22 protein-coding genes are annotated in these 24,746 nt (G+C 62.6%); 18 read left to right on the top strand and 4 right to left on the bottom strand.

The features are described from left to right. Positions 1 to 69: 69 nt before the first annotated feature. From KUV72_RS06335 to KUV72_RS06270, 14 genes are all read left to right on the top strand, one after another. Positions 70 to 747, top strand: coding sequence for a response regulator transcription factor (locus KUV72_RS06335; RefSeq protein ID WP_206941750.1), 678 nt, complete (start codon positions 70 to 72; stop codon positions 745 to 747). After that, complete coding sequence (locus tag KUV72_RS06330) at positions 744 to 2,093, top strand: sensor histidine kinase (RefSeq protein ID WP_222237777.1); 1,350 nt, start codon at positions 744 to 746, stop codon at positions 2,091 to 2,093. Before KUV72_RS06335 ends, KUV72_RS06330 begins: the two co-directional genes overlap by 4 nt. Before the next feature lie 68 nt (positions 2,094 to 2,161). Next, entirely contained in the window at positions 2,162 to 3,115 is a 954-nt protein-coding gene (locus KUV72_RS06325; RefSeq protein ID WP_222237776.1) for a sugar-binding transcriptional regulator, read from the top strand. 534 nt (positions 3,116 to 3,649) lie between these two features. After that, complete coding sequence (locus KUV72_RS06320; RefSeq protein WP_315857859.1) at positions 3,650 to 4,990, top strand: sugar ABC transporter substrate-binding protein; 1,341 nt, start codon at positions 3,650 to 3,652, stop codon at positions 4,988 to 4,990. An 85-nt stretch (positions 4,991 to 5,075) separates the two neighbouring features. After that, positions 5,076 to 5,966 carry a carbohydrate ABC transporter permease gene (locus tag KUV72_RS06315; RefSeq protein ID WP_206941746.1) on the top strand — a complete coding sequence of 297 codons (891 nt, stop codon included), beginning with the start codon at positions 5,076 to 5,078 and terminating at the stop codon, positions 5,964 to 5,966. A gap of 47 nt (positions 5,967 to 6,013) precedes the next feature. Continuing rightward, positions 6,014 to 6,904: a carbohydrate ABC transporter permease gene (locus KUV72_RS06310; RefSeq protein ID WP_206941745.1), complete on the top strand. Its 891-nt coding sequence runs from the start codon at positions 6,014 to 6,016 to the stop codon at positions 6,902 to 6,904. Positions 6,905 to 6,986: 82 nt separating this feature from the next. After that, positions 6,987 to 8,129, top strand: a complete 1,143-nt coding sequence (locus KUV72_RS06305; protein WP_222162542.1) for an ABC transporter ATP-binding protein — start codon at positions 6,987 to 6,989, stop codon at positions 8,127 to 8,129. Between the two features lie 11 nt (positions 8,130 to 8,140). After that, positions 8,141 to 8,818: an HAD family hydrolase gene (locus KUV72_RS06300; RefSeq protein WP_222237774.1), complete on the top strand. Its 678-nt coding sequence runs from the start codon at positions 8,141 to 8,143 to the stop codon at positions 8,816 to 8,818. Beyond that, entirely contained in the window at positions 8,815 to 9,597 is a 783-nt protein-coding gene (locus tag KUV72_RS06295) for an L-iditol 2-dehydrogenase (RefSeq protein ID WP_308126700.1), read from the top strand. Before KUV72_RS06300 ends, KUV72_RS06295 begins: the two co-directional genes overlap by 4 nt. Positions 9,598 to 9,622: 25 nt before the next feature. After that, entirely contained in the window at positions 9,623 to 10,246 is a 624-nt protein-coding gene (locus KUV72_RS06290) for a nucleoside triphosphate hydrolase (RefSeq protein WP_222162544.1), read from the top strand. A gap of 121 nt (positions 10,247 to 10,367) precedes the next feature. After that, the gene (locus tag KUV72_RS06285; RefSeq protein WP_222237773.1) at positions 10,368 to 11,861 is read left to right on the top strand and encodes a mannitol dehydrogenase family protein; all 1,494 of its coding nucleotides are present in this window, start codon (positions 10,368 to 10,370) and stop codon (positions 11,859 to 11,861) included. A 40-nt stretch (positions 11,862 to 11,901) separates the two neighbouring features. Then, entirely contained in the window at positions 11,902 to 13,380 is a 1,479-nt protein-coding gene (xylB, locus tag KUV72_RS06280) for a xylulokinase (protein WP_222237772.1), read from the top strand. Between the two features lie 294 nt (positions 13,381 to 13,674). Further along, positions 13,675 to 15,075 carry a short-chain fatty acid transporter gene (locus tag KUV72_RS06275; protein ID WP_222237771.1) on the top strand — a complete coding sequence of 467 codons (1,401 nt, stop codon included), beginning with the start codon at positions 13,675 to 13,677 and terminating at the stop codon, positions 15,073 to 15,075. Between the two features lie 105 nt (positions 15,076 to 15,180). Beyond that, entirely contained in the window at positions 15,181 to 16,659 is a 1,479-nt protein-coding gene (locus KUV72_RS06270) for an amidase (RefSeq protein ID WP_222237770.1), read from the top strand. A gap of 24 nt (positions 16,660 to 16,683) precedes the next feature. Here KUV72_RS06270 and KUV72_RS06265 read toward each other — a convergent pair whose 3' ends face one another. Beyond that, positions 16,684 to 17,682 (bottom strand): LLM class flavin-dependent oxidoreductase, encoded by a 999-nt coding sequence (locus KUV72_RS06265; RefSeq protein ID WP_222237769.1) that lies wholly within the window; start codon positions 17,680 to 17,682, stop codon positions 16,684 to 16,686. A 412-nt stretch (positions 17,683 to 18,094) separates the two neighbouring features. Here KUV72_RS06265 and KUV72_RS06260 point away from each other — a divergent pair, with 412 nt between their 5' ends. The 4 genes from KUV72_RS06260 (at position 18,095) to KUV72_RS06245 (ending at position 22,705) form a co-directional block, all read left to right on the top strand. Continuing rightward, entirely contained in the window at positions 18,095 to 19,765 is a 1,671-nt protein-coding gene (locus KUV72_RS06260; protein ID WP_222237768.1) for a BCCT family transporter, read from the top strand. Between the two features lie 192 nt (positions 19,766 to 19,957). Continuing rightward, positions 19,958 to 21,607: a BCCT family transporter gene (locus KUV72_RS06255; RefSeq protein ID WP_222162550.1), complete on the top strand. Its 1,650-nt coding sequence runs from the start codon at positions 19,958 to 19,960 to the stop codon at positions 21,605 to 21,607. A gap of 195 nt (positions 21,608 to 21,802) precedes the next feature. Then, entirely contained in the window at positions 21,803 to 21,982 is a 180-nt protein-coding gene (locus tag KUV72_RS06250; RefSeq protein ID WP_206941839.1) for a hypothetical protein, read from the top strand. 48 nt (positions 21,983 to 22,030) lie between these two features. After that, positions 22,031 to 22,705 (top strand): extensin family protein, encoded by a 675-nt coding sequence (locus KUV72_RS06245; protein ID WP_222237767.1) that lies wholly within the window; start codon positions 22,031 to 22,033, stop codon positions 22,703 to 22,705. A 42-nt stretch (positions 22,706 to 22,747) separates the two neighbouring features. Here KUV72_RS06245 and KUV72_RS06240 read toward each other — a convergent pair whose 3' ends face one another. The 3 genes from KUV72_RS06240 to aguA form a co-directional block, all read right to left on the bottom strand. Then, a complete protein-coding gene (locus KUV72_RS06240; RefSeq protein WP_206941722.1) occupies positions 22,748 to 22,984 on the bottom strand; it encodes a hypothetical protein in 237 nt (78 codons plus the stop codon). Between the two features lie 271 nt (positions 22,985 to 23,255). Continuing rightward, positions 23,256 to 23,504, bottom strand: a complete 249-nt coding sequence (locus KUV72_RS06235) for a hypothetical protein (RefSeq protein ID WP_206941721.1) — start codon at positions 23,502 to 23,504, stop codon at positions 23,256 to 23,258. Between the two features lie 122 nt (positions 23,505 to 23,626). Then, positions 23,627 to 24,745, bottom strand: coding sequence for an agmatine deiminase (aguA, locus tag KUV72_RS06230; RefSeq protein ID WP_222237766.1), 1,119 nt, complete (start codon positions 24,743 to 24,745; stop codon positions 23,627 to 23,629). Position 24,746: the final 1 nt, after the last annotated feature.

Here is a 24,746-nt window from a genome sequence, read left to right as displayed (position 1 = left end):
AGCAATCCCCTCTCAAGTGAGCCCCTTTCTAACAAGCCCCTAGCGAAACGGATGTCAGGAGACGTAGTCATGAAAATTCTACTGGTCGAGGACGACCAGGCGTTGAGTGAGGCGCTTGCGGAGTCTCTCGGCGAGGGTGGGCTATTGGTGGAAGCGGCAACCAATGGCAGTGATGCGGACTTCCTGCTGCGAACCGAACGCTATGACGCGGTGATCCTGGACCTGGGACTGCCGGACGGAGACGGCACCCGCTGGCTGGCGCAGTGGCGCGACGATAGCATCGACTTGCCCGTCCTGGTGTTGACCGCCCGCGAACGCTGGTCGGACAAGGCGGCAGGCTTTTCAGCCGGGGCAGACGATTACGTCACCAAACCCTTCGAGACCGCCGAGGTGCTGTTCCGATTGCGCGCCTTGGTACGGCGTAGCCACGGTCACTCTCATCCGGTACTGAATGCCGGTGCCTTGAGTCTGGATACCCACACCGGAGCCGTGTCCGTGGCCGGACGGCCGGTATCCTTGACGGCCCACGAATCGCGCCTGCTGTCTTACCTGATGCACGCCAGGGACCGTGTGGTCAGTCGCACGGAGCTGGCTGAGCACGTCTACGATCGCGATCACGAGCCTGACTCCAACGTTATCGACGTGCAGATCAGTCGGTTGCGGCGAAAGCTGGGAAGTGAGCGCATCGTGACCCGTCGCGGTGAGGGTTATCGGCTGGTCACGCCAGATAACGAGTCTACGTCGTGAAGGCCACCACAGGCTCGCTGGCGCGGCGCCTGATTGTCGCCTCGTTGGTGCTGGTGCTGGTGATCGTGCCGCTGGTGGGAGCAGGACTCTCCTACAGCTTCCGTGAATCGGCCTCGGCGTCCTTCGACGAACGGCTGTCATCCATGCACCGAGTGCTGCTGGCCGCCCTGGAGCGGGATCCGGTCAGTGGTGAATTGATCGTCACTGACAGCCTCGGCGACTCGCGCTTTGGTCAGGTGTTTTCCGGCTGGTACTGGCAGATCAGCGATGGCCAGGGCCTGTCCCGGGGCTCTCGTTCCCTCTGGGATCAGCGCCTGCCGACGGACGGCCGTGCGGGTACCCACTGGCGCAACATCGAAGGCCCGCGAGGCCAGCCGCTGCGGCTGGTGGAGCGTACCCTCACGCTGTCCCACCACCCCCATCCGGTGGTGATCAGCCTGGCGGTCAGCCGACAGGAACTGGATACCGAGGTCGCTCGCTTCGAGTGGCTGCTGTGGTTGTCCTTGCTGGCGCTGGGAACGCTGCTGCTGGCTGGCCTGGCAGCACAGATTCGTTGGGGGCTGGCGCCACTTCGCTCACTGTACGCGGACCTGGCCGCGGTCAAGGCGGGGCAGCGTGAGCGCCTGGACACCCAACTGCCAACGGAACTTGCCGAACTTGCGGCCACCATGAATGACGTGCTCGATCATGATCGTCGCTTGATCGAGCGAGGAAGGGCAACCGCCGGCAATCTGGCGCATGCCTTGAAAACCCCGGTCAGCGTGCTGATGACGCGTGTCGAGAAGCTGCCTGCGGCAGAGCGGGACAAGATGCGACAAGAGCTTGAGCGCATCAATGCCGCGGTTCGCCATCACCTGGCGCGGGCCAGTGCTGCGGGCAGCAGCGCGCTCGCCGCCGAGGTACACGTTGGTCAGGTGCTGGCGCCCGTGCTGGAGGGACTGACCCGCCTGGCGGATCGGCGGGGCGTTCGGGTCAGTATCTTGCTGGCCGACGAGCTGGCACTGCGTATCGATCCCAACGACCTGCAGGAGCTGGTCGGCAACTTGCTGGAGAACGCGATCGACTGGGCAGCATCGCGAGTGACGCTCAGCATTCAGCGTGAGTCGCGAGCGCTATGCTTGTGCCTCGATGATGACGGTCCTGGCATGAGCGAGGATGAGCGCGCCGCGGTCCTGCGTCGCGGCGTGCGCCTGGACGAGCAGCGGCCTGGCAATGGGTTGGGACTGGCCATCGTGGAAGAGCTGGTAGAACTGTATGGCGGTGAACTCGCGCTTGAAGCCGCGCCGCTGGGGGGCTTGCGCGTGACGGTCAAGCTGCCGGCTGGCGCTTCGTCGTCGCAGCGCTAGGCGCGTCCATTGTGCCAGTGCGGTTGGCTTGCGATGATGCGCTAGTGGATCAGTGAGAGAGATGGCGTGTGGACAAGTTCGAGGTCAAGCTGGATCAGGCTGCCAGGGCCGCCTGGTTGTCGTATGTCGGTGGTCAGACCCAAGATGAAATTGCGGCGCAGCTTGGCGTATCTCGTCCTGGGGTTCAGCGTCTGCTGGCGTTGGCCCGGCAGGAAGGCCTGGTCAAGGTCCACATCGATCATCCGGTCGCCCACTGCACAGCCCTGTCCCAGGCGATCCGCGAGCGCTTTGCGCTCGCCTACTGTGACGTCGTGCCGGTGGCCGCAGGCACGACTGACAGTGCCCCCTATCTCGCGGTGGCCGGCGCCGAGCGTCTGTCCCGCATTATCGAGCGAAGCGAGCCGCAGACGCTGTCACTAGGCTCAGGGCGCTCGATTCGCGCCATGGTGGAAGCATTGAGCCGCATCGAGCGTCCTCAGCATCGCTTTGTCTCGCTGGTCGGCAACGTGGCTCGCGATGGTTCCTCCAACCGCTATGACGGCGTGATGGTGGCGGCGGACAAGACCGGCGGCGAACGTTTTCTGCTACCGACCCCGGTGGTGGCCAGCAGCGTCGAAGAAAAGCGTGCTCTGGCCGCTCAGCCGCTGTTTCGCGCCATCGGTGAGGTGGCAAGCCAAGCCTGTGTGGCGTTTGTCGGGGTAGGGCGCATTGACCGCCAGGCCACGCTGTTTCAGGACCACTTCATCAGCGAAATCGAGCTCGAGGAGCTGTTGGCGCTCGATGCGGTGGGTGAGCTGGTTGGCTGGCCGATGGACGCCAATGGTGTCCTGATCGACTGCTCCACCAGCAGGCGGGTCACCAGCCTGCCCCTGCAGACATTGCAGCATCAGTCACTGGTGGCGGTGGCTGGCGGACGCGACAAGGGGGCGGCCATCCTGGCGGCTCTGCGAGGAGGCTGGTTGTCGAGTCTGATTACCGACGACCAGGCCGCTCGCTATATCGTGGATCGGTTAGCCTCCTGACCCTCTCTTGGTCACCCCAGTCATGTCCCCGCTGTCATCGCCCTGATGGGGCTTCCCGCCGTTGCACCGTAAACCTTTGAGTAGGGCGCATTATTCTGTGGACGCTGCCACGGGGTTTGCCCGGCAAACAGCGCAAAGCGATCAGGCCTACCGCTAAAGTCTAAGGGTCTGCGCTTTGCGTTTTCTGGTGTCCTGTTCGATCATTTGATCATTGCTTGATTTGATTGATCAGAATTCAGCGTAAGGATTCCACGCGGGTTCCATGGACCACACGCTGAAGGGTTGATCACAAGCCTATTGGTTGATCGGAAGCAGGTGAGTTGGTCAGAAGTGGATGTGTTTCATCAGAACGGGCACGTGCGGCGCAACAGCGAACCCGATGCGCGTTACCTGCGGTACTGACCCAATGGCTGCCGCGCTTCCGCCGCTAACCCCTGGTGGCTCTGGTCACACAACAACAAGCCCCGCAGGGGCCAATAACAGGAGTACGTCATGAAGCAGCGTCATTCTCAGCCCTACGCTAGCCGCTATCCCATCCGTTATCCCCTTCACTCTCCCATCCGCTATCTGTCCGCGCTGGCATGCCTGTCGGGCAGCGTCCTCGCCGTCAGCGCCGGTGCCGCCCAGGCCGATACCATCACCGTTGCCACCGTCAACAATAACGACATGGTGATCATGCAGAGCCTGACCGAAGAATTTGAAAAGGCACATCCTGATATCACCCTCGATTGGGTGGTGCTGGAAGAGAACGTGCTACGCCAGCGCATGACAACGGATATTGCGACCCAGGGTGGTCAGTTCGATGTCATGACCATTGGCAGTTATGAAGCCCCGATATGGGCCGAGCGTGGCTGGCTCGAGCCACTGAACGACCTGCCCGCCGACTACCAGGTCGATGACCTGCTGGGACCGGTGCGTGATGGCCTGAGCCATGACGGCACGCTGTACGCGGTGCCGTTCTATGCAGAGAGCTCGATGCTGTACTTCCGCAAGGATCTGTTTGCCGAGGCAGGCATCGACATGGTCGAGCAGCCCACCTGGACGCAAGTGCGGGACTGGGCCGAGCAGCTCCACGACCCAGACAACGATGTCGCGGGCATCTGCCTGCGTGGCAAGCCTGGCTGGGGTGAGAACATGGCGTTCGTCTCGACCATGATCAATACCTTTGGCGGTCGCTGGTTCGATATGGACTGGCAGGCACAGATCGATAGCCCGGCCTGGCAGGAGGCCGTGTCGTTCTACGTGGATCTGCTCGACAACTACGGCCCTGCTGGTGCCAGCTCGAATGGATTCAACGAGAATCTGGCCCTGTTTTCGCGCGGCAACTGCGCCATGTGGGTCGATGCCACGTCGGCCGCGGGCAAGCTGTTCAACCCTGAGGAGTCCGAGGTGGCCGGTGAGCTCGGCTTCGCCCCGGCGCCAGTGGCCGAAACGCCCAAGGGATCCCACTGGCTGTGGTCCTGGGCGCTGGCGATTCCTACCTCCTCCGATGCCAAGGAAGCGGCACGCACCTTCGTGACCTGGGCGACCTCCCAGGAGTACGTGGCACTGGTTGGCGAGCGTGAAGGCTGGACCAGCGTGCCTCCTGGTACCCGCCAGTCTACCTACGACCATCCCAGCTATGTCGAGGCCGCGCCTTTCGCCAGCTTCGTGGTCGACGCGATCCGCAATGCCGACCCCCTGGACTCGAGCCTCGAGCCCAATCCCTATGTCGGGGTCCAGTTTGTCGGCATCCCTGAGTTCCAGGCCATTGGCACGCAGGTCGGCCAGATGGTGGCCTCTGCGTTGACCGGCGATACCAGCGTCGAACAGGCGCTGGCGGCAGCGCAGCGTGCAACGGAGCGCACCATGGCACGAGCGGGTTACACCGACTGATACATGCACGCGGGCCGGCCGTTCGGCTGGCCCTTGGCCTTTCCACCCGGGACGCCGTCCCGGGGCTCGAGCAGGCATGACCCTTATGAACAAGAATCGAACTTCCGGACGTACCGTCGGGGGCTTGAGAACCCTGTCGCTGCAGGCCCCGGCTGTCACTCTGCTGTTGCTATGGATGATAGTGCCGCTGGCGATGACCATCTGGTTCTCGTTTCAGCGCTATAACCTGCTGATGCCCGGCATGACCGGCTTTGCCGGCGTCGAAAACTACGAATACCTGCTGACAGATCCGGCGCTGTGGTCGGCGATGGGAACGACGCTGCTGCTGGTGGGATGGGTGCTGGTCATCACCGTGGTCGGCGGCACCTTGCTGGCAGTGCTGTTCCAGCAGGAGTTTTTAGGACGAGGCATTGCCCGGGTGCTGGCCATCTCGCCGTTCTTCGTCATGCCGACGGTCAGCGCGCTGGTGTGGAAGAACATGATGATGCACCCCGCCAACGGCGTGCTGGCCTGGTTGGCGGAAAGCCTGGGACTGCCGGCCCTGGACTGGTTTTCCAGCCTGCCGCTGACCTCCATCATCATCATTGTGTCGTGGCAGTGGCTGCCCTTCGCCCTGCTGATACTGCTGACCGCCATGCAATCACTGGATGACGATCAGGTCGAGGCGGCGCGCATGGACGGCGCGGGGCCCCTGGCCATCTTCTTCTACATCACCCTGCCTCACCTGAAGCGCGCGATCAGCGTGGTCGTGATGATCGAGATGATCTTCCTGCTGACCATCTTCGCCGAGATCTTTGTGACCACGTCCGGGGGACCGGGGCTGGCGACCACCAACCTGGCGTATCTCATCTATATCCGGGCGCTGCTCGACTTCGATGTGGGGACCGCGTCAGCCGGTGGGGTTATCGCCATCATTCTGGCCAATATCGTTGCCATCTTTCTGGTGCGAATGGTCGCCAAGAATCTCGAACAGTAGCGCCTTCTGCGCCTGTCCGACCACCCTACGTTCATGAGGTGCCTGCCATGACCACGTCTCCCTCCACTGCCTCGGCCATTCGCTCGGCCCCGGCCGCTGCCGAGCGGGGCGCCGCCGCGCAACGCGCCCAGCGCTGGCGCAAGCTGGGTATTACCCTGCTGGGCTGGGGTGTGGCCCTGACGATCTTCTTTCCGATCTTCTGGATGATCCTTACCGGCTTCAAGACCGAGGCCGAGGCAATTGCCGACCCCAGTCTGATCTTCACGCCGACCCTGGACAGCTACGTCGAGGTTCAGGAGCGTGCCGACTACATCAAGTTTGCCTGGAACAGCGTGGTGGTGTCGTTCGGTTCGACCTTGCTGGCACTGCTGATCGCGATTCCTTCTGCCTACGCCATGGCGTTTCTGCCGACCAAGCGAACCAAGGGCACGCTGCTCTGGATGCTGTCGACCAAGATGCTGCCGTCGGTCGGTGTGCTGGTGCCTATCTACCTGCTGTTTCGTGATATCGGCCTGCTGGATACCCGCCTTGGCCTGACCATCGTCTACACCTTGATGAATCTGCCGATCGTGGTGTGGATGCTTTACACCTTCTTCAAGGATCTGCCCAAGGACATTCTCGAGGCAGGCCGCATGGACGGCGCAGGCACCCTTCAGGAGGTCTGGTATCTGCTGCTGCCGCTGACGCTGCCGGGAATCGCTTCCACCGGCCTGCTGTCGGTCATCCTGAGCTGGAATGAAGCGTTCTGGAGCCTCAATCTCACCACCTCCCAGGCGGCGCCGCTGACCGCCTACATCGCGTCGTTCTCCAGTCCCGAGGGCCTGTTCTGGGCCAAGCTGTCGGCGGCCTCGACCATGGCCATCGCGCCGATTCTGATCTTTGGGTGGTTGACGCAAAAGCAGATGGTGCGCGGCCTCACCTTTGGTGCGGTCAAGTAGTCGCGGTGGCAACGACTCGATGCGATATCAGTTTTTTGCGGTGGCGTCGTGACGCCCTGAACGGAACAACGAGGATAACAAGATGGCGACACTCAACCTCCATCAGGTCACCAAGAGCTTCGGCGATACCCACGTCATCAAGGGCGTCGACCTGGTGGTCAAGGATCAGGAATTTGTGGTTTTTGTCGGCCCTTCGGGCTGTGGCAAGTCGACGCTGTTGCGCATGATCGCGGGACTCGAGAGCACCAGTGGCGGCGACATCGTGATCGATGACCAGCGAGTCAACGAGCTTGGCCCGGCAGAGCGTGGGCTGGCCATGGTGTTCCAGAGTTATGCGCTCTACCCCCATATGACGGTGGAAGACAATATGGGCTTCAGCCTCAAGCTGGCTGGCGTTTCTCAGCAGGAGCGTCGCCAGAAAGTCCTTGAGGCGGCAAAGATTCTGCAGCTTGAGCCGCTACTGGAGCGCAAGCCCAAGGCACTGTCCGGTGGCCAGCGCCAGCGGGTCGCCATCGGCCGCGCCATCGTCCGCAATCCCAGCATCTTTCTGTTCGACGAGCCGCTGTCCAATCTGGATGCGGCGCTGCGTGTGCAGATGCGCATTGAGCTGGCGCGCCTTCACGAAGAGCTCAAGGCGACCATGATCTACGTGACCCATGACCAGATCGAGGCCATGACCATGGCCGACAAGATTGTGGTCCTGCAAGGCGGCGAGGTCGAACAAGTGGGATCCCCGATGGAGCTGTATCACCATCCGCGCAATCGCTTTGTGGCGGGTTTCATCGGTTCGCCCAAGATGAACTTCCTCAAGGTCGAGGCTCGCTCCTCGGACGCCCAGGGAGTGACGGTCACAGTACCGGGGGGCGAGAGCGTCAAGGTACCCGTGGAAGGCGACGCCATCACCGCGGGGCAGGCACTCGAGCTGGGCATCCGCCCTGAGCACCTGATGCTGGATGACCAGGGTCCGCTGGCGGCCAGGGTCAGCGTCATCGAACGCCTGGGGGGGCAGACGTCGCTTTACGTGGAGATGGATGGCGAACTGCTGACGCTGATGGTGGACGGCGATGTCGGCCACCGCGTGGGTGATCGGATTCGCTTCGGTTTCGCACCGTCCCGAGCCCACCTGTTCGATGAGCAGGGGCTGGCGCTTGCCGGCCTGGAACGCCACCCGCTGGCCTCGCTGACCCGTCAGGATAACCGCGCTGCCAGTACCGCTGACGCGTGAGGAGCCGCTGCATGATGCTGATATTCGATTGTGATGGAGTGCTGGTGGATAGCGAAGTCATCGCCGAGGCGACCCTGGCCGAGCGGCTGAGCAGCTGGCTGCCGGATCTGGATATCGAGGCCGCCCTGAACGCGGCCTTGGGGCAGACCACCGAGGCGATATTGGCGTCCCTGGAGTCACTCAGCACTCACCAATTGCCCTCAAGGGCGCTCGAGCGGCTGGATGATGAGATCGAAGCGCGGCTGGCCGAGCAGCTTCAGGCGGTGGATGGCGTAGCCCAGGCCCTGGCGGTCATCCCACAGGCCAAGGCCGTGGTCTCCAACAGTCGGCGCCAGCGGGTGGAAGCCTCGCTGGCCCACACCGGGCTGGATCAGCTGTTGGCTCAGGCCCCGATCTTCTGTGCGGAACAGGTCGCACGGCCCAAGCCAGATCCTGCCGTTTATCAGCTCGCCGCGGCGACCCTGGGCGTGGCCCCTGAGGCCTGCCTGGTGGTCGAGGACTCCCTGGCGGGGGCGACCGCCGCACGCGCGGCGGGGATGACGGTCATTGGTTTCGTCGGCGCCAGCCACCTCGCGCCCGGCCATGCCGAGCGCCTGCAGCACCTGGGAGTCTGGAAGGTGATGACCCACATGGACCAGCTGCCTGGCTTGTGGGGCATCTGGCGCCAACAGCAGGAGCAACGAGCATGATGAACGGCCAGCTCAAGGACAAGGTAGCGGTCATCACCGGCGGTGCACGTGGCATCGGTCTGGCGATCGCACAGCGCTACGCTGAGGAAGGCGCCACAGTGGTCATTGCCGATATCGACCAGCGGGCGATCGACCAGGCGCTGGAAGGCGTTGCCCCCGAGCGGGGAATGGGGGTGGTGCTGGATGTGCGTGACCGGGCTTCGATCGACGCCATGGTGCAGGGTGTGCGGCAGCGCTTCGGCGGCATTGATGTGCTGGTCAATAACGCGGCGGTGTTTGGCATGGCGCCGGTGTTGGATGTCACCGAGGCTGACTTTGACCGTCAATTTGCCGTCAACGTGAAAGGGCTCTTCTTCACCCTGCAGGCGGTGGCGCGAGCGATGGTGGAGGACGAACGCCGAGGTGCCATCATCAATATGGCGTCCCAGGCGGGCCGTCGCGGTGAGCCGCTGGTGAGCACCTATTGCGCGACCAAGGCAGCCGTCATCAGTCTGACCCAGTCCTGCGCGCTCGACCTGATCCGTCACGGGATTCGCGTCAATGGCATCGCGCCGGGAGTGGTGGATACCCCCATGTGGGATGAGGTAGACGCGCTGTTTGCGCGCTACGAAGGACGGCCTCAAGGAGAGAAGAAGCGACTGGTGGGGGAGTCGGTACCCTACGGCAGGATGGGACGCCCGGAGGATCACGTGGGCGCGGCGGTGTTCCTCGCCAGTCGTGAGAGTGACTACATCGTCGCCCAGACACTCAATGTCGACGGCGGCAATTGGATGAGTTGAGCCGCTGGCTCTCGGGAGGTAAACGATGACCCCTACCATAGCGTCCATCGCGGACGAGCTGCTGGCGCGCAGTGACGGCAAGGACCGTTTCATCGTGGCGTTGGCAGGCCCTCCCGGCGCGGGCAAGTCGTTTCGATCCGCTTGGCTCGCCCGACAGCTCAATGAGCGTCTGCCGGGCATCGCCGAGGTGGTGCCCATGGATGGCTACCACTACGACAACGCCGTGCTCGAGCCCATGGGGTTGCTGGCGTTGAAGGGAGCACCAGAGACCTTTGACGTGGAGGGATTGCGTCATGACCTGACGCGGCTGAAGCGAGCCGACCGCCCGGTGGCGGTGCCCGTGTTCGATCGTCCTCTCGATCTGGCGCGAGCCGGCGCAAGGGTCATCACGCCCCATCACCGTCTACTGATTGTCGAAGGCAACTATCTGCTGCTGGATCATGGTCCATGGCAGGCGTTGCAGGACTTCTTCGACTTCAGCCTGTTTCTTGAAGTCGATGACAGCGAGCTGGAGAGGCGCCTGATCGAACGCTGGATCGGCATGGGCCAGGATCCCTCCGGCGCCATTGCCAAGGCGCGAGACAAGGACATGCTCAACGCGCGTTTGATCAAGACCCGATCGCGGCGCGCCGATCTTTACTGGCACTGACCCCCGTCGTCGACGGCGGCGTGGCCGCTTTCCCGGGGCATATCTGCATCCATCGCCTGCACGTCTGATCAGATTGGCGTGGCGCAACGTTTTCTTACTGCAACACTGGCGGAGAGCCATCATGACACGACTTGCCAATGCGACACTGGCTCAACTCGATCCGCACGTGTCGGTGCCATCGTACCGGCGCACGGCGCTGACTCCCGGGATGGCGCACATCGGGGTAGGGGGCTTTCATCGCGCCCACCAGGCCATGTATCTGGATCGCTTGATGGAAGCAGGGCAGGCCCACGACTGGGGCATTGTCGGCATTGGCGTGATGCCGGGTGACCGTCGCATGCAGGAGGCGCTGGCCAGCCAGGACTACCTGTACACCCTGGTGGTAAAGCACCCGAACGGGATGCTCGAACCGCGTGTCATTGGCTCGATCATCGACTACCGATACGCGCCGGATGACCCGGAAGGCGTTATCGAGATGCTGGCAGACCCTGCTATCCGCATTGTGTCGCTGACGGTCACAGAGGGAGGCTACAACGTTCATCCGATCACCGGAGAGTTTGATCTGGAAACGGCCGATGTGCTCCATGACCTGGAACATCCGATGGCGCCTCGCAGCAGCTTTGGCCTGGTGGTCGCAGCGATCGAGCGTCGCCGGGATCGCGGCCTTGCCCCCTTTACGGTGATGTCCTGTGACAATATTCCCGGCAATGGCGATGTGGCCAGGCGGATGTTCGGCGCCTTCGCCCACGCGCGGGATCCGCAGCTGGGACAGTACCTTGAAGCGCAGGTACCGTTTCCCAACTCGATGGTGGACCGGATTACGCCTGTGACCACCCCGGCGGATATAGAGGAACTGCATCAGCGCTTTGATCTCGAGGATGCCTGGCCCGTCATCTGCGAGCCGTTCACCCAGTGGGTGCTGGAAGATCATTTCGCGATGGGGCGCCCGGCCCTGGATGACGTGGGGGTGCAGGTGGTCGAGGATGTGGAGCCTTATGAGCTGATGAAACTACGGCTGCTCAACGCCAGTCATCAGGCCATGTGCTATCTGGGCTACCTGGCGGGTTATCGGTATGCCCACGAGGTGTGCCAGGACCCGCTGTTCGTCGAGTTCCTGCTGGGCTATATGAAAGACGAAGGCAGCCCGACGCTGCCGGAAGTGCCCGGCGTCGACCTGGACCAGTACCGACATACCTTGATCGAGCGCTTTGCCAATCCCGAGATCAAGGACACCTTGGCACGGCTGTGTGCCGAAAGCTCTGACCGCATTCCCAAGTGGCTGGTGCCGGTGATACGCCGCCAGTTGGAACAGGGTGGCGCGCTGAAGCGCTCGGCCACGGTGGTGGCAAGCTGGGCGCGCTATGCCGAGGGTGTGGATGAGCAGGGACAGCCTATCGCCGTTGTCGATCGTCTCAAGGACCAGCTGACACCGATTGCCGTCTCTCAACACGCGCGGCCCACGGCCTTTATCGAGAACAGAGAGCTGTTTGGCAGTCTGGCGGAGGCCCCACGCTTCGTCGACGCCTATGTCGAAGCGCTCAAGCGCTTGCAGCAGCAGGGGGCACGCGCCACCCTTGAGGCATTGGTCGCTGACGAGACCCGGAGCCAGGTATGAGACAAGCGACGAGATAAGCGACGAGATAAGGAGACAGCCCATGTATCTCGGTGTGGATTGCGGCACGCAGAGCACCAAAGTGGTGGTGGTGGACCTGGAAAGGGGAGCATGCCTTGGTGAAGCCAGCCGACCTCACCGACTCGACGAAGGGGCCAATGGGCGGCGTGAGCAGTGGCCAGAAGATTGGACGGAAGCGTTTCGAGGGGCGTTTCACCAGGCGCTTGATCGCGCTGGCGTGACGGCTGCCTCGGTGCAGGCGATCGGGATTTCCGGTCAGCAGCATGGCATGGTGGCGCTGGATGAAAGGGGCCAGGTGCTGTATCCCGCCAAGCTCTGGTGTGATACCGAAACCCACAGGGAAAATGACGCGCTGATCCATGCCCTGGGGGGGGAACAAGGCTGTCTCGAGCGTCTGGGACTGGTGCTGCAGACCGGTTATACCGCCTCCAAGGTCGCCTGGCTGCGCCGCCAGCATCCCGAGGTGTATGCTCGGGTCGCCAGCGTGCTGTTGCCCCACGACTATCTCAACTATTGGCTGACCGGAGAGCGGGTGGCCGAGGCAGGGGACGCCTCGGGCACCGGCTACTTCGATACTCGCGCGCGACACTGGCGCCCCGATGTATGGTCGCTGATCGCACCGGAGCTCGATCCTGAGCGGGTGCTGCCGCGGTTGATCGACTCCCGCGAGGTCGCCGGGCAGGTGCGGCCCGCCCTGGCGCGAGAGCTGGGCTTACGCGAAGGCGTCATCGTTGCCAGCGGTGGCGGGGACAACATGCTGGGGGCCATCGGTACCGGCAACATTGCGCCCGGCATGGTCACCATGAGTCTCGGCACCTCGGGCACGGTATGTGCCCATTCTGCGCAGCCGGTAAAGGCCGAATCCGCCATGGTCGCCAACTTCTGCGCCAGCCACGATGGTTGGCTGCCGCTGGTGTGCACCATGAATACCACCTCGGCGACCAATCGTGTGCGGGAGCTGTTCGGCCTCGACCTCGCCGGCTTCAATCAGGCGATCCAGTCGGCACCGATAGGCGCCGACGGTGTGACGGTGTTGCCGTTCTTCAACGGCGAGCGGGTACCCGCGCTGCCAGAGGCGAGCGCTTCCTTTCTGGGGTTGAACAGCCGCAATACTTCGCCTGCACACCTATGTCGTGCGGTGGTCGAGGGCGCGACCTTCTGTTTGCGCTACGGGCTTGACCTGCTGGGCCCGTTGGCCGATCAGGCCAGTCAGATTCGCCTGATCGGGGGCGGCGCCCACAGCCCCGCCTGGCGTCAGATGGTAGCGGATGTCACCCAGGCAGAAGTGGTGTGTCCAAGCGTCACTGACGCCGCGGCGCTGGGTGGTGCCATACAGGCGGCCTGGTGCAACGGCGAGGGCGAACTCGACAGCCTCTGCCAGTCGCTGATTCAGTTGGATGAGACCACGCGCTGCGTGCCGGACCCGGAGGGTGTGAGGCGCTATCGTGACGTGTACCCCAATTGGCGACAGGCGCTAGCCACCCTGCACGGAGGACACTGAGGCGCAGGGGCTGTGCCGTGTCTGGCGTTGTATGGGAGAATTCTAATCTAAGGCTTACGTTATCTGCGCTATCGGTCATGACACGTTGACCTGGAATCACGCGCTGCCCTACTGATGTATATAACGCAGGGGCTTCTGGTATTTCACGGGTCGGAAGGCGCTGACGGATCTTTCCTCGGCGTCGGCATGGCCCTGTGTGTCATCACGTTTCCTGGCCTGGTAGGTCGGGCCCGGGCTCCGGGCCATGCTGGTCGCCGTCACAACAACAAGTGTGGCATTCAAGAGGCTACCAACATGTCGACTCCACAGCGGTCCGTGGCAAAACCCTCTGGCTCTGGCCGATCCTTCTCGTCATTCATGCAGCGCCTGGGTGATGGCGCTGCTTCCTTCGGTATCCGCTGGATTCCCGATCCCTTCGCCCTGGCGGTAATCCTCACGCTGATGGTGTTCGGCGCTGCGCTGGCGTTCACTCCGCATGGTCCTGTGGAGCTGATCGACCAGTGGTACGGCGGTTTCTGGCGCCTGCTGACCTTTGCCATGCAAATGGTCTTGATCGTGGTCACCGGCTTTGGCCTGGCCACCGCACCGTCAATGCAGCGAGCGCTACGCTGGGTGGCCTCGCTGCCCCGCTCTCGCACGGGCGCAATTGTGGTGACCGCCCTGGCGGGCAGCATCCTGTCTTTCCTGCACTGGGGGGTCGGTCTGATCGTCAGTGCCTTTCTTGCCAGAGAGGTGGCGCGCTACGCCCGCGACAATGGCCTGGCGGTGCACTTTCCTCTGCTGGCAGCAGCGGCCTACGGAGGTGGGGTCATTTCCCAGACTGGGCTGACAAGTTCGGGCGCCCTGCTGGTCAATACCCCAGGGCACTTTCTGGAATCCAGCATCGGCCTGATCCCCCTCTCCGAGACGATCTTCCAGCCCTACAACCTGATCTTTGTGCTGCTGACGGTGGTGGTCACGCCGCTGCTGCTGGCACTGCTGCATCCATCGCCCACCACGACCGTGGTCTACGCGGGCCAGGACGATGAAGACAGCGTGGAAGAGCCGCTCTCCGACGAGGAGCGGCGCCTGCCCGCCAACCGGGTAAACCGCAGCCGCGTACTGTGCTGGGCCATCGCCTTGGCCGGTCTGTTCTTCGTGGTGCGCTACATCCTGGCGGAAGGCCTGCTGGGGCTGGATCTCAATGTGCTGAACTTTGGCTTTCTGATGCTGGGCCTGCTGATGCACGGCTCGCTGGGCAACTACTCCCGAGCCATCATGCGGGCGTCGTCTGCCGCAGGTGGCATCATCCTGCAGTTCCCCTTCTACGCCGGCATCCTGGGGCTGATGGCCGGTAGTGGCCTGTTCAGCATGATTGCAGACTGGTTTGTCAGCATCTCGACGCCAGACACCTTTCCGCTGTACAGCATGATCAGCGCTGCACTGGTCAACTTTGCCGTGCCCTCCGGTGGCGGGCAGTGGGCCGTTCAGGGACCGATCGCCACAGCGGCGGCGCTGCAACTTGGCCTGCCGGCTCATCTCGCCGTCATGTCGGTGATGATGGGGGATCAGCTGACCAATCTTGCACAGCCCTTCTGGCTGCTGCCCATTCTGGGGGTGACAGGGCTCAAGGCCGGTCAGGTGATGGGCTATACCATTCTGCTGATGTTCGTGGTCTTCATCATCAACGCGGCGTGTTTGCTATGGCTGGTGTAGGGCCGGTTCGGGTAGGCTCGGAAAGCCATGTCACAGTCCCATGGCTTTCCACCAGACGTCCAATACAAGGTCCTGCACAAGGTCCAACAAGACAAGGATGAAGGCATGCCAAGCGATCAAGGGTCCATGCACCAGGATGCACTGCTGTCACTGTCCGCCAGCGAGCTTTCGAGGCAACTGCACGCCAAGGAGCTGAGCTGTAAAGACGTCATGACCGCATATCTGGCGCACATAGATGCCGCCAATCCGGTGGTCAATGCCATCGTGTCCCGGCGCGATCATGACCTGCTGATGGACGAAGCCGGCGAGTGCGATCGTGAGCTGGCGGCAGGGCGTTCTCGCGGTTGGTTGCATGGCATCCCCCAGGCGATCAAGGACCTCTCGGCCACCCGGGATATGCCGACCTCGATGGGGTCCCCCTTGTTTGCCGGTCAGGTGCCCGAACAGGACGGCATCATGGTCGAGCGCATGCGTCGAGCCGGGGCCATCTTTATCGGCAAGACCAATACGCCGGAATTCGGCCTTGGCTCCCACACCTACAACCAGGTCTTTGGCGCCACGCGAAACGCCTATGATCCTCGCTTGTGTGCGGGGGGATCCAGTGGCGGTGCCGCGGCGGCGCTGGCCATGCGAATGCTGCCGGTGGCGGATGGCAGCGACATGATGGGTTCGCTGCGCAACCCTGCGGCCTATCACAACCTGTTTGGCTTGCGCCCTTCCTTTGGGCGGGTGCCCCATGGACCGGGTCCAGAGATATTCGGCCACCAGTTGGCGACCGAGGGCCCGATGGGGAGAACTGTCGAGGATGTGGCCCGCTTGCTGGCGACCCAGGCGGGAGCACACCCCAGCGCGCCTTTGTCATTGCAAGATGATCCGGCGTCACTGGCAGGCCCACTCGCCCAAGAAGATGCGATCAAGGGCCTGAGAATCGGCTGGCTGGGCGACTGGCAGGGACATCTGGCGATGGAACAGGGGGTGCTGGAGGTGTGCCAGGGGGCATTGGCGGTATTCGAGGATCTGGGTGCCCGGGTCGAGGCCCTGGACCCGGGTTTCGACCCTGCGCGACTGTGGCAAAGCTGGCTGGTATTGCGCCAATGGGCCATCGCTGGAAGCCTTTCCGAAGTGTGGCAGGACGTGTCGCGCCGAGACGCATTGAAGCCAGAGGCGCAGTGGGAAATCGAACAGGGTATGCAGCGGTCGGCGCTGGATGTTCATCGTGCCAATGTGGCGCGAAGCGCCTGGCACGCTCGTCTGCTTGAACTCTTCCAGCAGTATGACGCCCTGGTCCTGCCAAGCGCTCAGGTCTTTGCGTTTGATGTGGAGACCCCATGGCCACCCCAAATCGCAGGACGCACCATGGACACCTATCACCGCTGGATGGAAGTGGTCATCGCTGGGTCACTGTCGGGTTGTCCGGTGATCAACCTGCCTGCAGGTTTTGATGCTCGAGGACGAGCCATGGGCATCCAGGTGATCGCCCCGCATCGCCAGGATCTGGCGCTGCTGCGTTGGGCCCATGCCTTTGAACAGGCCGGGCCCGACTGGCTGACGCGTGAGCCCGACTGGCGTCACCTGGCTAACTGAGACAGGGGGCTCAGCGAGGGATTCTCATGCCTGCCGCCATACGTCACTCACCAGCTGGTAGCTGTTGAGGCGATCCTCCAGGGCATAGGTATCCGTGTTGAGCATCAACTCGTCGGCCTGGGTGCGCTCGAGCATGCGCTCCAGGCCGTCGCGCACCGTGCTTGGGCTGCCGATGACCGCCGCGCCGAGAAAGCTCTCGACCTGGGCGCGCTCCATGGGGTTCCAGTCGAGCGAGCGGACCGGTGGCTTGGCGCGTCCCCGCTGGCCGCGAATCAGGCCAAGAAACTTCTGCTGTGCGGTGGTGGAGAGAAAGTGCGCATGTTCGTCGCTGTCCGCCGCCAGTACCGGCAGTCCGACCATGGCGTAAGGCGCCTTCAGCACGGCAGAGGGCTGGAAGTTGCGCCGATAGACCGCCAGGGCATCATCCAGCTGCGCCGGGGCGAATTGAGCGGCAAAGGCAAACGGCAGACCCTTGTGAGCGGCAAGCTGGGCGCTGTAGAGGCTTGAGCCCAGCAGCCAGATCGGTACCCGGGTTCCCTGGCCCGGCACGGCCTGAACTCGCTGTCCCGGACGCGCCTCATCCAGATAACCTTCCAGTTCTTCCAGACGCTGCGGAAAGTCGTCCACCCCCGCGTGGGGGTCGCGACGCATGGCTGCCATGGTGGCAGCATCCGAGCCGGGGGCGCGGCCCAGGCCGAGATCAATTCGCCCAGGATATAGCGTCTCCAGTGTCCCGAACTGCTCGGCAATCACCAGAGGAGGGTGATTGGGCAGCATGATGCCGCCGCTGCCGATACGAATGCGCGACGTTTTCCCGGCAATGTGGCCCATCAGTACCGAGGTGGCGGCACTGGCAATGCCTTCCAGGCTGTGGTGCTCCGCCAGCCAGTAGCGAGTGAAACCCAGCGACTCGGTCAAGCGGGCCAGCGCCACGCTATCGCTGAAGCTATCGGCGATGGTGCCGCCGTCACGGATGGGGGCCAGGTCGAGAACAGAAAGAGGGGTAGTGCTGAGGCGAGTCATGAAGCGTTCCTCCGCGATCCGGCATGTTTCGTCAGGATAAAGAGACATTCTGAATGTCGATACCGGCTGATTTTTTGCCGTCTCGGCTTATGTCTAGGAGAAGATGCTGGCAATCGCACCCAGTTCATTATGATGACACTGGGGTGCGTGAAGCGCGCCTTGTCGTCCTTCACCGTGGCATCCACGGCGCGGTGTGAGCAAACGCCTTGCCATGACGTCAGCACCTTCGAGACGGCGATGGCTAGGTGGGGATGATAGATAACAAACTAACTGTTATCAAAGCATAGGTCTGCAAAGGCTGCTCGGTGAGTCTCCGGGCAGAAACGTTCTCTCGTGAGCGTCCGCGCGAAGTTCTCGCCGGAGCGGCGCTGCACAGGCCTTCCAACAAGCAGTCGAACAAAAGGAAGGCGATATGCAACGTGATGAAGGACAGCGGGTCTTTTATGCCTCCGCCGTCATCATACTGATACTGGTGGCGCTGGGAGCGCTGTTCCCCGAGGGCTTTGGAGAAGTCGCCAGTCGTGCCCTCGGCGGGGTGTCCCACTATTTTGGCTGGTTCTATCTGCTGTCGGTGACCGGCATTGTGGTGTTTCTGCTGGCGCTGGCCATGGGGCGGTACGGCAAGATTCGGCTAGGGCCCCAGGACAGCAAGCCGGAGTATGGCTTCTTCTCCTGGATCAGCATGCTGCTGGCCGCCGGTTTCGGCGTCGGGTTGGTGTTTTACGGCATGGCGGAACCCATGACGCATTACATCGCACCGCCTTATGGTGACGTCGCACCGGAATCCGCGGCGTCAGCCCGCTATGCCATTCAGTACAGCTTCTTCAACTGGGGCATCCATCAGTGGGCGTCCTTCGCGCTGGTGGGGTTGATCATTGCGTACTACCAGTTTCGCAAGGATCAGGCCGGACTCGTCTCGGTGGTGCTGCGACCACTGACGGCCAAGCGTCCGGGGTTGCGCCGTTTCAATGGCGCGCTGGATGTGTTTGCGGTCGTGGCCACGGTGATGGGGGTGGCGACCTCGTTGGGACTGGGGGTACTGCAGACCAATGGTGGATTGCACGCGGTGTTCGGGGTGCCTGAGAGCGGGCTGTGGCAGTTCCTTATCCTGTTCTGCATGTTTCTGGCGTACATGGCCTCGACCTGGTCCGGACTGGACAAGGGCATCAAGCGCCTGTCGAATCTCAACATGATCATGTGCATCGCCATGATGCTGTATGTGCTGTTCACCGGGCCGACCATCAAGATCCTGGAAACCATCACCCTGGGCCTTGGCGACTACGTGCAGAACTTTTTCGTCATGAGTCTGCGCATGTCGCCTTACAACAATGATCCCTGGGCGCAGAACTGGACCATCTTCTACTGGGCCTGGGTCATCGCCTGGGCACCCTTTGTCGGCACTTTCGTCGCGCGGATTTCGCGGGGGCGTACCATCAAGGAATATGTCTTTGGGGTGCTGTTCGTGCCACCGCTGCTGGCATGCCTGTGGCTGGGCGTGTTTGGCGGCACCGCCATCCATATGGAATTGGCGACGGAAGGGCTGGGGCTGGCCCAGGCGACACAGCAGAACATCACCGTGGCGCTGTTCAAAATGTTCGACCTGATGCCGTTCTCGGGACTGCTGTCCGTCATGGCCATGCTGTTGATCTTTATCTTCCTGGTCACTTCGGCAGATTCGGCCTCGTATATCGTGGCCCAGATGACGGACAACGGCTCCATCGATCCGCCGCTGTACAAGCGGGTGTTGTGGGGGGTGCTGATCGCCGCCATCTGTCTGACGCTGATTGCCGCCGGCGGCCTCAAGGGGCTGCAATCAGCCTCGGTGCTGGCGGCGCTGCCCTTCACCTTTATTCTGTACATGATGGTGGTCGTCATGGTCCGCGAGTTGCGCAAGGATCGTAAGCTGATGCTCGAGGGCCTGCGGCAGCACTACCGTGAGATGCCGGTGGGGGCAGATGCCTTCGAGGCACGTGACCAGGCCAAGAGTGATGGCATGCCGCCTCCCGAGGAGGCCCTCAAGGAAGATGATGAAACGGCCGAGAACGACACCGCAACGCTGGTGGCGCCGAAGCCTCAACCGTGAAGGCATTATGCCTGCGAGCGGGTAGCCGCGGTGACGTTCGCTATTGATGCCGCTATCGATAGCCATGCCGGTGCCTTGGAGCACCGGCTTTTTTGTGCTCAAACGAATATTCACCTACCGTGATGGACAGTCCGACTTTTGTTAGGGTGCTACGCCCTGATTCTCATGACCGCCGTTTGGCAAGGAGTGTCCATGAACGGTCGAACGATACAGGAGCGTCTACCGCTCGCTGGCAAGGATCGCGTCTTCCGTCTGTCTGCCCTCATCATCATCGCCCTGGTGGCCGTTGGCGCCAGCTTCCCCGAGGCCTTTGGCGACGCCGCCAGTGCCGCGCTTGGCAAGGTGACCCACTACTTTGGCTGGTTCTATCTGCTGGCAGTGTTCGCCTTTGTGATCTTTCTGATCGGCCTGGCGGTGAGCAAGTACGGCAAGGTACGCCTGGGTCCTCAGGACAGTACGCCGACCTATGACACCTTCTCGTGGATCAGCATGCTGCTGGCGGCGGGCTTTGGTGTCGGGCTGGTGTTCTATGGCATGGCCGAGCCCATGACCCACTTTGCCGTACCCCCCTATGGTGCGGTCGAGGCGGAAAGCGTGGAGGCCGCGCGCTATGCCATCCAGATGAGCTACTTCAACTGGGGAGTTCACCAGTGGGCGGCCTTTTCGCTGGTGGGCTTGATCATCGCCTACTTCCAGTTCCGCAAGGATCAGGCCGGACTGGTGTCGTCGGTGCTGTCCTCGATGACGGCCAAGCGACCTGCCATCCGCCCCTACACCGACTGGCTGGATATCTTTGCGGTCGTGGCCACCGTGATGGGGGTCGCGACGTCGCTGGGCCTGGGCGTGCTGCAGATGAATGGCGGTCTCAACGCTGTGTTCGGTCTGCCGGAGAACGGTTGGTGGCAGGCGATCATTTTGTCGGTCATGTTCCTGGCGTACATGGCATCGACCTGGTCCGGCCTCGACAAGGGCATCAAGCGCTTGTCCAATCTCAACATGGCCTTGTGCATCGCCATGATGCTGTACGTGCTCTTCACCGGCCCGACGGTGAAGATTCTCGAGACCATTACGCTTGGGCTGGGCGACTATCTTCAGAACTTCATTGGCATGAGCCTGACCATGTCGCCCTACAATGACGATCCCTGGGCGTCGCAGTGGACCATCTTCTACTGGGCCTGGGTCATTGCCTGGTCGCCCTTTGTCGGCACCTTTGTCGCTCGTGTCTCGCGCGGACGAACCATTCGCGAGTATGTGCTTGGCGTGCTCGTCGTTCCGCCGTTGCTGGCCTGTCTGTGGATCGGCGTCTTCGGTGGCGCCGCCCTGCATATGGAGCTGGGGGGAGATGCCGGACTGGCAGCGGCGACACAGAGCAATATCACCGTGGCCCTGTTCGAGATGTTCGACCTGATGCCCTTCTCGACGCTGCTGTCGGTGGTGGCGATGCTGCTGATCTTTATCTTTCTCGTCACCTCTGCAGATTCTGCGTCATTCATCGTGGCTCAGATGACCGATAACGGTTCCATCGCCCCTCCGCTCTACAAGCGAGTGTGCTGGGGGCTGCTGATCGCTGCCATATGCCTTACCCTGATTGTGGCGGGGGGCCTCAAAGGGCTGCAGTCCGCCTCGGTACTGGCGGCGCTGCCGTTTTCGTTCATTCTCTTCGGCATGATGTTCGTGCTGGTCAAGGAATTGCAGACGGATCGTCGCAATATGCTGTCCCAACTCTATCGCCAGCATGGCGAGACACCCGTCGGCGCCGATCCCTTCGAAGCCGGCAACATGGCGGAAGAGGAGCGCTTGCGCCGGGCCCCCAACGTCGTCAACCGGCGCATCAATCACTAGCCTAGACCCGCCGGCAGCGGGGGCCACTTTGATGCGCCCCCGACTGTCCACAGGCCATCATCCGACGGCGCCATGGCGGCGGCGCCTAGCGCCAGCCGCCTCCTTTTATTAGGCAATTGCGGTATTCTGGATGCTTTGGTGGTCAGGGAGGCCGCCAGCACGTAAGCTCAAGGTATCGTCGGAAGGATCTCGGCCATGAATTCTCCACCTGCCCGCGGTGCCACCCGCCGCAGGGCATCGTCTCGTCGCAGACGCCTGTCGTTCACCTGGACCAGTTTTGATCGCTGGCTGGATCGTGTCGTCACCGTAGCGGTGCTGACGGCAGTGGCTGTGGGACTCGTGGCGTTGGCAATGTCGTTGTTGGTGGAGCCGTAGGCGGCACTTCAGACCGCCGCCAATGAGCTCAAGCGCCAGGGAGGGGGAATGATCCAATGGCTGCTGGTGATGCTGCTGGTGCTTGGCATTGCGCTGGACAAGGGCATTATCGTCATCCCTGACCGCTACAATCCCTGGGCTCCCATTTCCTTGGACGCTTCTCCTGGCCCCTGGTTTCGCTACAAGCTGTCCCGCCTGGGCGATGATCCCGAGGCGTGTCGCAGCGTGTTGGCCAGTGACCCCGCTCAGCGCTTCTCTGCGATGGAAGATGCCACCGTCGGCGACTGTTCGCTTACCAACCTGGTGCGCATGCAAGGCGGTGAAGTCGCCGTTCAGCCGCCGGTCATGACCCGTTGCCCGCTGGCGGTTGCGTGGGCGATGTATGAACGTGGGCTAAGCGAGGCAGCGAGCCGCCAGTTGGGCACCGGCATCGCCCGCATCGAGCATATGGGCAGCTTCGCCTGCCGCAATATCTACGGACGGGCGACCGGCCGGCGTAGCCAGCACGCTACCGCAGAGGCGTTGGATGTCGGAGCCTTCATCACCACGGATGGTCGCAGGATCAGTCTGCTCAATGACTGGGGTGAGGGGGCGCCGGGGCGATTCCTCAAGGACGCGGGGGATCACGCTTGCTCAGTGTTCGGTACCGTTCTGGGGCCCGATTACAATGCCGCCCACGCCGATCATTTTCATCTCGGCGTGGGCGGCAGGGTGTGTCGCTAGTGGCGTTTCAGAGCATCCGCCGGTGTTGCGGCGGCGGTCTGATTAGCGGCTCAGGTCGATGTCGTTCGAGTCGGTCGCCGCTCCGGTAGCAGCGCCAACGCCGCCCCCGATAACCGCGCCCTTGCCGACATCGCCACCGGTGATGGCGGCAGCACCTGCGCCGACCGCGGCGCCAACGCCAGCGCCGCTCAGGGCTCGCTCACCCGTGCCGGTTCCGCACGCCGCTAGACCCAGCGCCAGTGTGGCAGCCATCAGACAGCTCAGTGTCAGTCGTTTCATGCCGAGTTCCTCATTGGTATCGGAGTTGCTCATACCTTAGGCCGGTGGGTTAACTGTGCGCAAGTGGAACAAATTTGAACGAAATGTCTCCAAATTGCGCCAAAGTGATCGGCGAGACGGGAGCGTCGTGTCTAACGGGTCAGGTTGATATGCCCCGGCGACACGACGGATCCACATGCCAGGCACAGCAAGACGCCGTCGGCGGTTAAGCGCGACGGCGTCTTGGTGCTGGCGTCCGACAATGGCTCGGACGCTGTCTGATCCATCGGGATCAGTTGTCGAGGTCGATATCGTCCTCGTCGGTGGCAGCACCCGCAGCAGCGCCAACGCCGCCGCCAATGACAGCGCCCTCGGCCACGTCTCCGCCGGTGGCGGCGGCAGCGCCAGCGCCCACGGCAGCGCCAACACCGGCACCGCTAGCGGCACGCTCGCCAGTGCCGGTGCCGCAGGCGGCCAGGCCCAGGGTCATGAAAGCAGCCAGCAGCAGGCTGGAGAGTGTCTTGATGGAACCCTTCCTCATGATGTTTCTCCTTTGCTGTTATGTGCCTTTTCGAGCCTATGGATCTTGGCGTTGGAGCACAAGCCCTTGATTCAGCGCTGGCTGTCTCTTAAAGGAGACGCTTTCCGTGGTGAGCGAGACACTCAGGGCCGTGGCTGTTGCTGGGTGATGCAGTGAATGTTCCCACCGCCCAGCAATATCTCGCGAGCGGGCACGCCAACCACACGGCGGTCCGGGAACAGGCGCGCCAGGATGTCCATGACGGTGGCGTCATGGCGCGGGTCGAGCTGGGGCATGACCACGACACGGTTGCCAATGTAGAAGTTGACGTAGGACGCCGCCATCCTGTCGCCGGGGCGACGTGGGTGGGAGCTGGCCAGTCGATCAATACCGCTGGCCTCATCCTCTGCGATGGTCAGCGGGCCAGGCTGTGGCAAGGGATGCACCGTGATGGTTCTGCCCTTGGCATCGGTACTGGCCTCGAGCACCGCTCGGGCTTCCCGGCAGATGGCGTACTCGGGATCGGTGTCGTCGTCACACCAGGTCAAGGCAACTTCGGCCGGGCCAACAAAGCAGCACAGGTTGTCGACGTGGCCATCGGTTTCATCGAGATAGCAGCCCCTGGGCAGCCAGATGACCTTCTGGATACCCAGGCTATCCTGGAGCCGGCGCTCCATGGTGGCGCGATCCATGCCGGGGTTGCGATTGGGGTTCAGCAGGCACTCTTCGGTGGTGATCAGGGTGCCTTCGCCGTCGACATGAATGGCGCCGCCTTCCAGCACCACCTCCACATCAAAGCAGGGAATGCCCAGCATCTCCGCGATCTTGGGCCGAATCCTGCGGTCCTTGTCCCAGGGGAAGTAGAGCCCATCCTTGAGGCCGCCCCAGGCGTTGAATTCCCAGTCGACCAGAGCTAGGCCCTTGTCCGGATGCACCAGGAAGGTCGGACCGACGTCTCGCATCCAGGCGTCGTTGCTGGAAAGTTCGACAACACGGACCTGGGCCGGCAACTGGTGCCTGGCATTTTCATACTGATCGTCGTTGACCCCGACGTAGACGGTCTCGCTTTCGGCAATGGCACTGGCGACAGCGACGAAGGCTTGCTGGGCGGGTTTCGCGCCGAGGCGCCAGGTGTCGGGACGCTGGGGCCAGAGCATCCAGCACGCATCGTGGGGGGCGAATTCCGCCGGCATGACATAGCCCTGTGCGGCGGGCGTAGCGGCGGACGGTGCGACAGATGAAGGGCAGTGTGTAGGGTGCATG

The organism is Halomonas sp. DP4Y7-1, assembly GCF_019800705.1.
Classification (GTDB): domain Bacteria; phylum Pseudomonadota; class Gammaproteobacteria; order Pseudomonadales; family Halomonadaceae; genus Halomonas; species Halomonas litopenaei_A.
The sequence above is the reverse complement of the archived record's forward strand: the minus strand, read 5'-3'. Positions and strand labels throughout refer to the sequence as shown.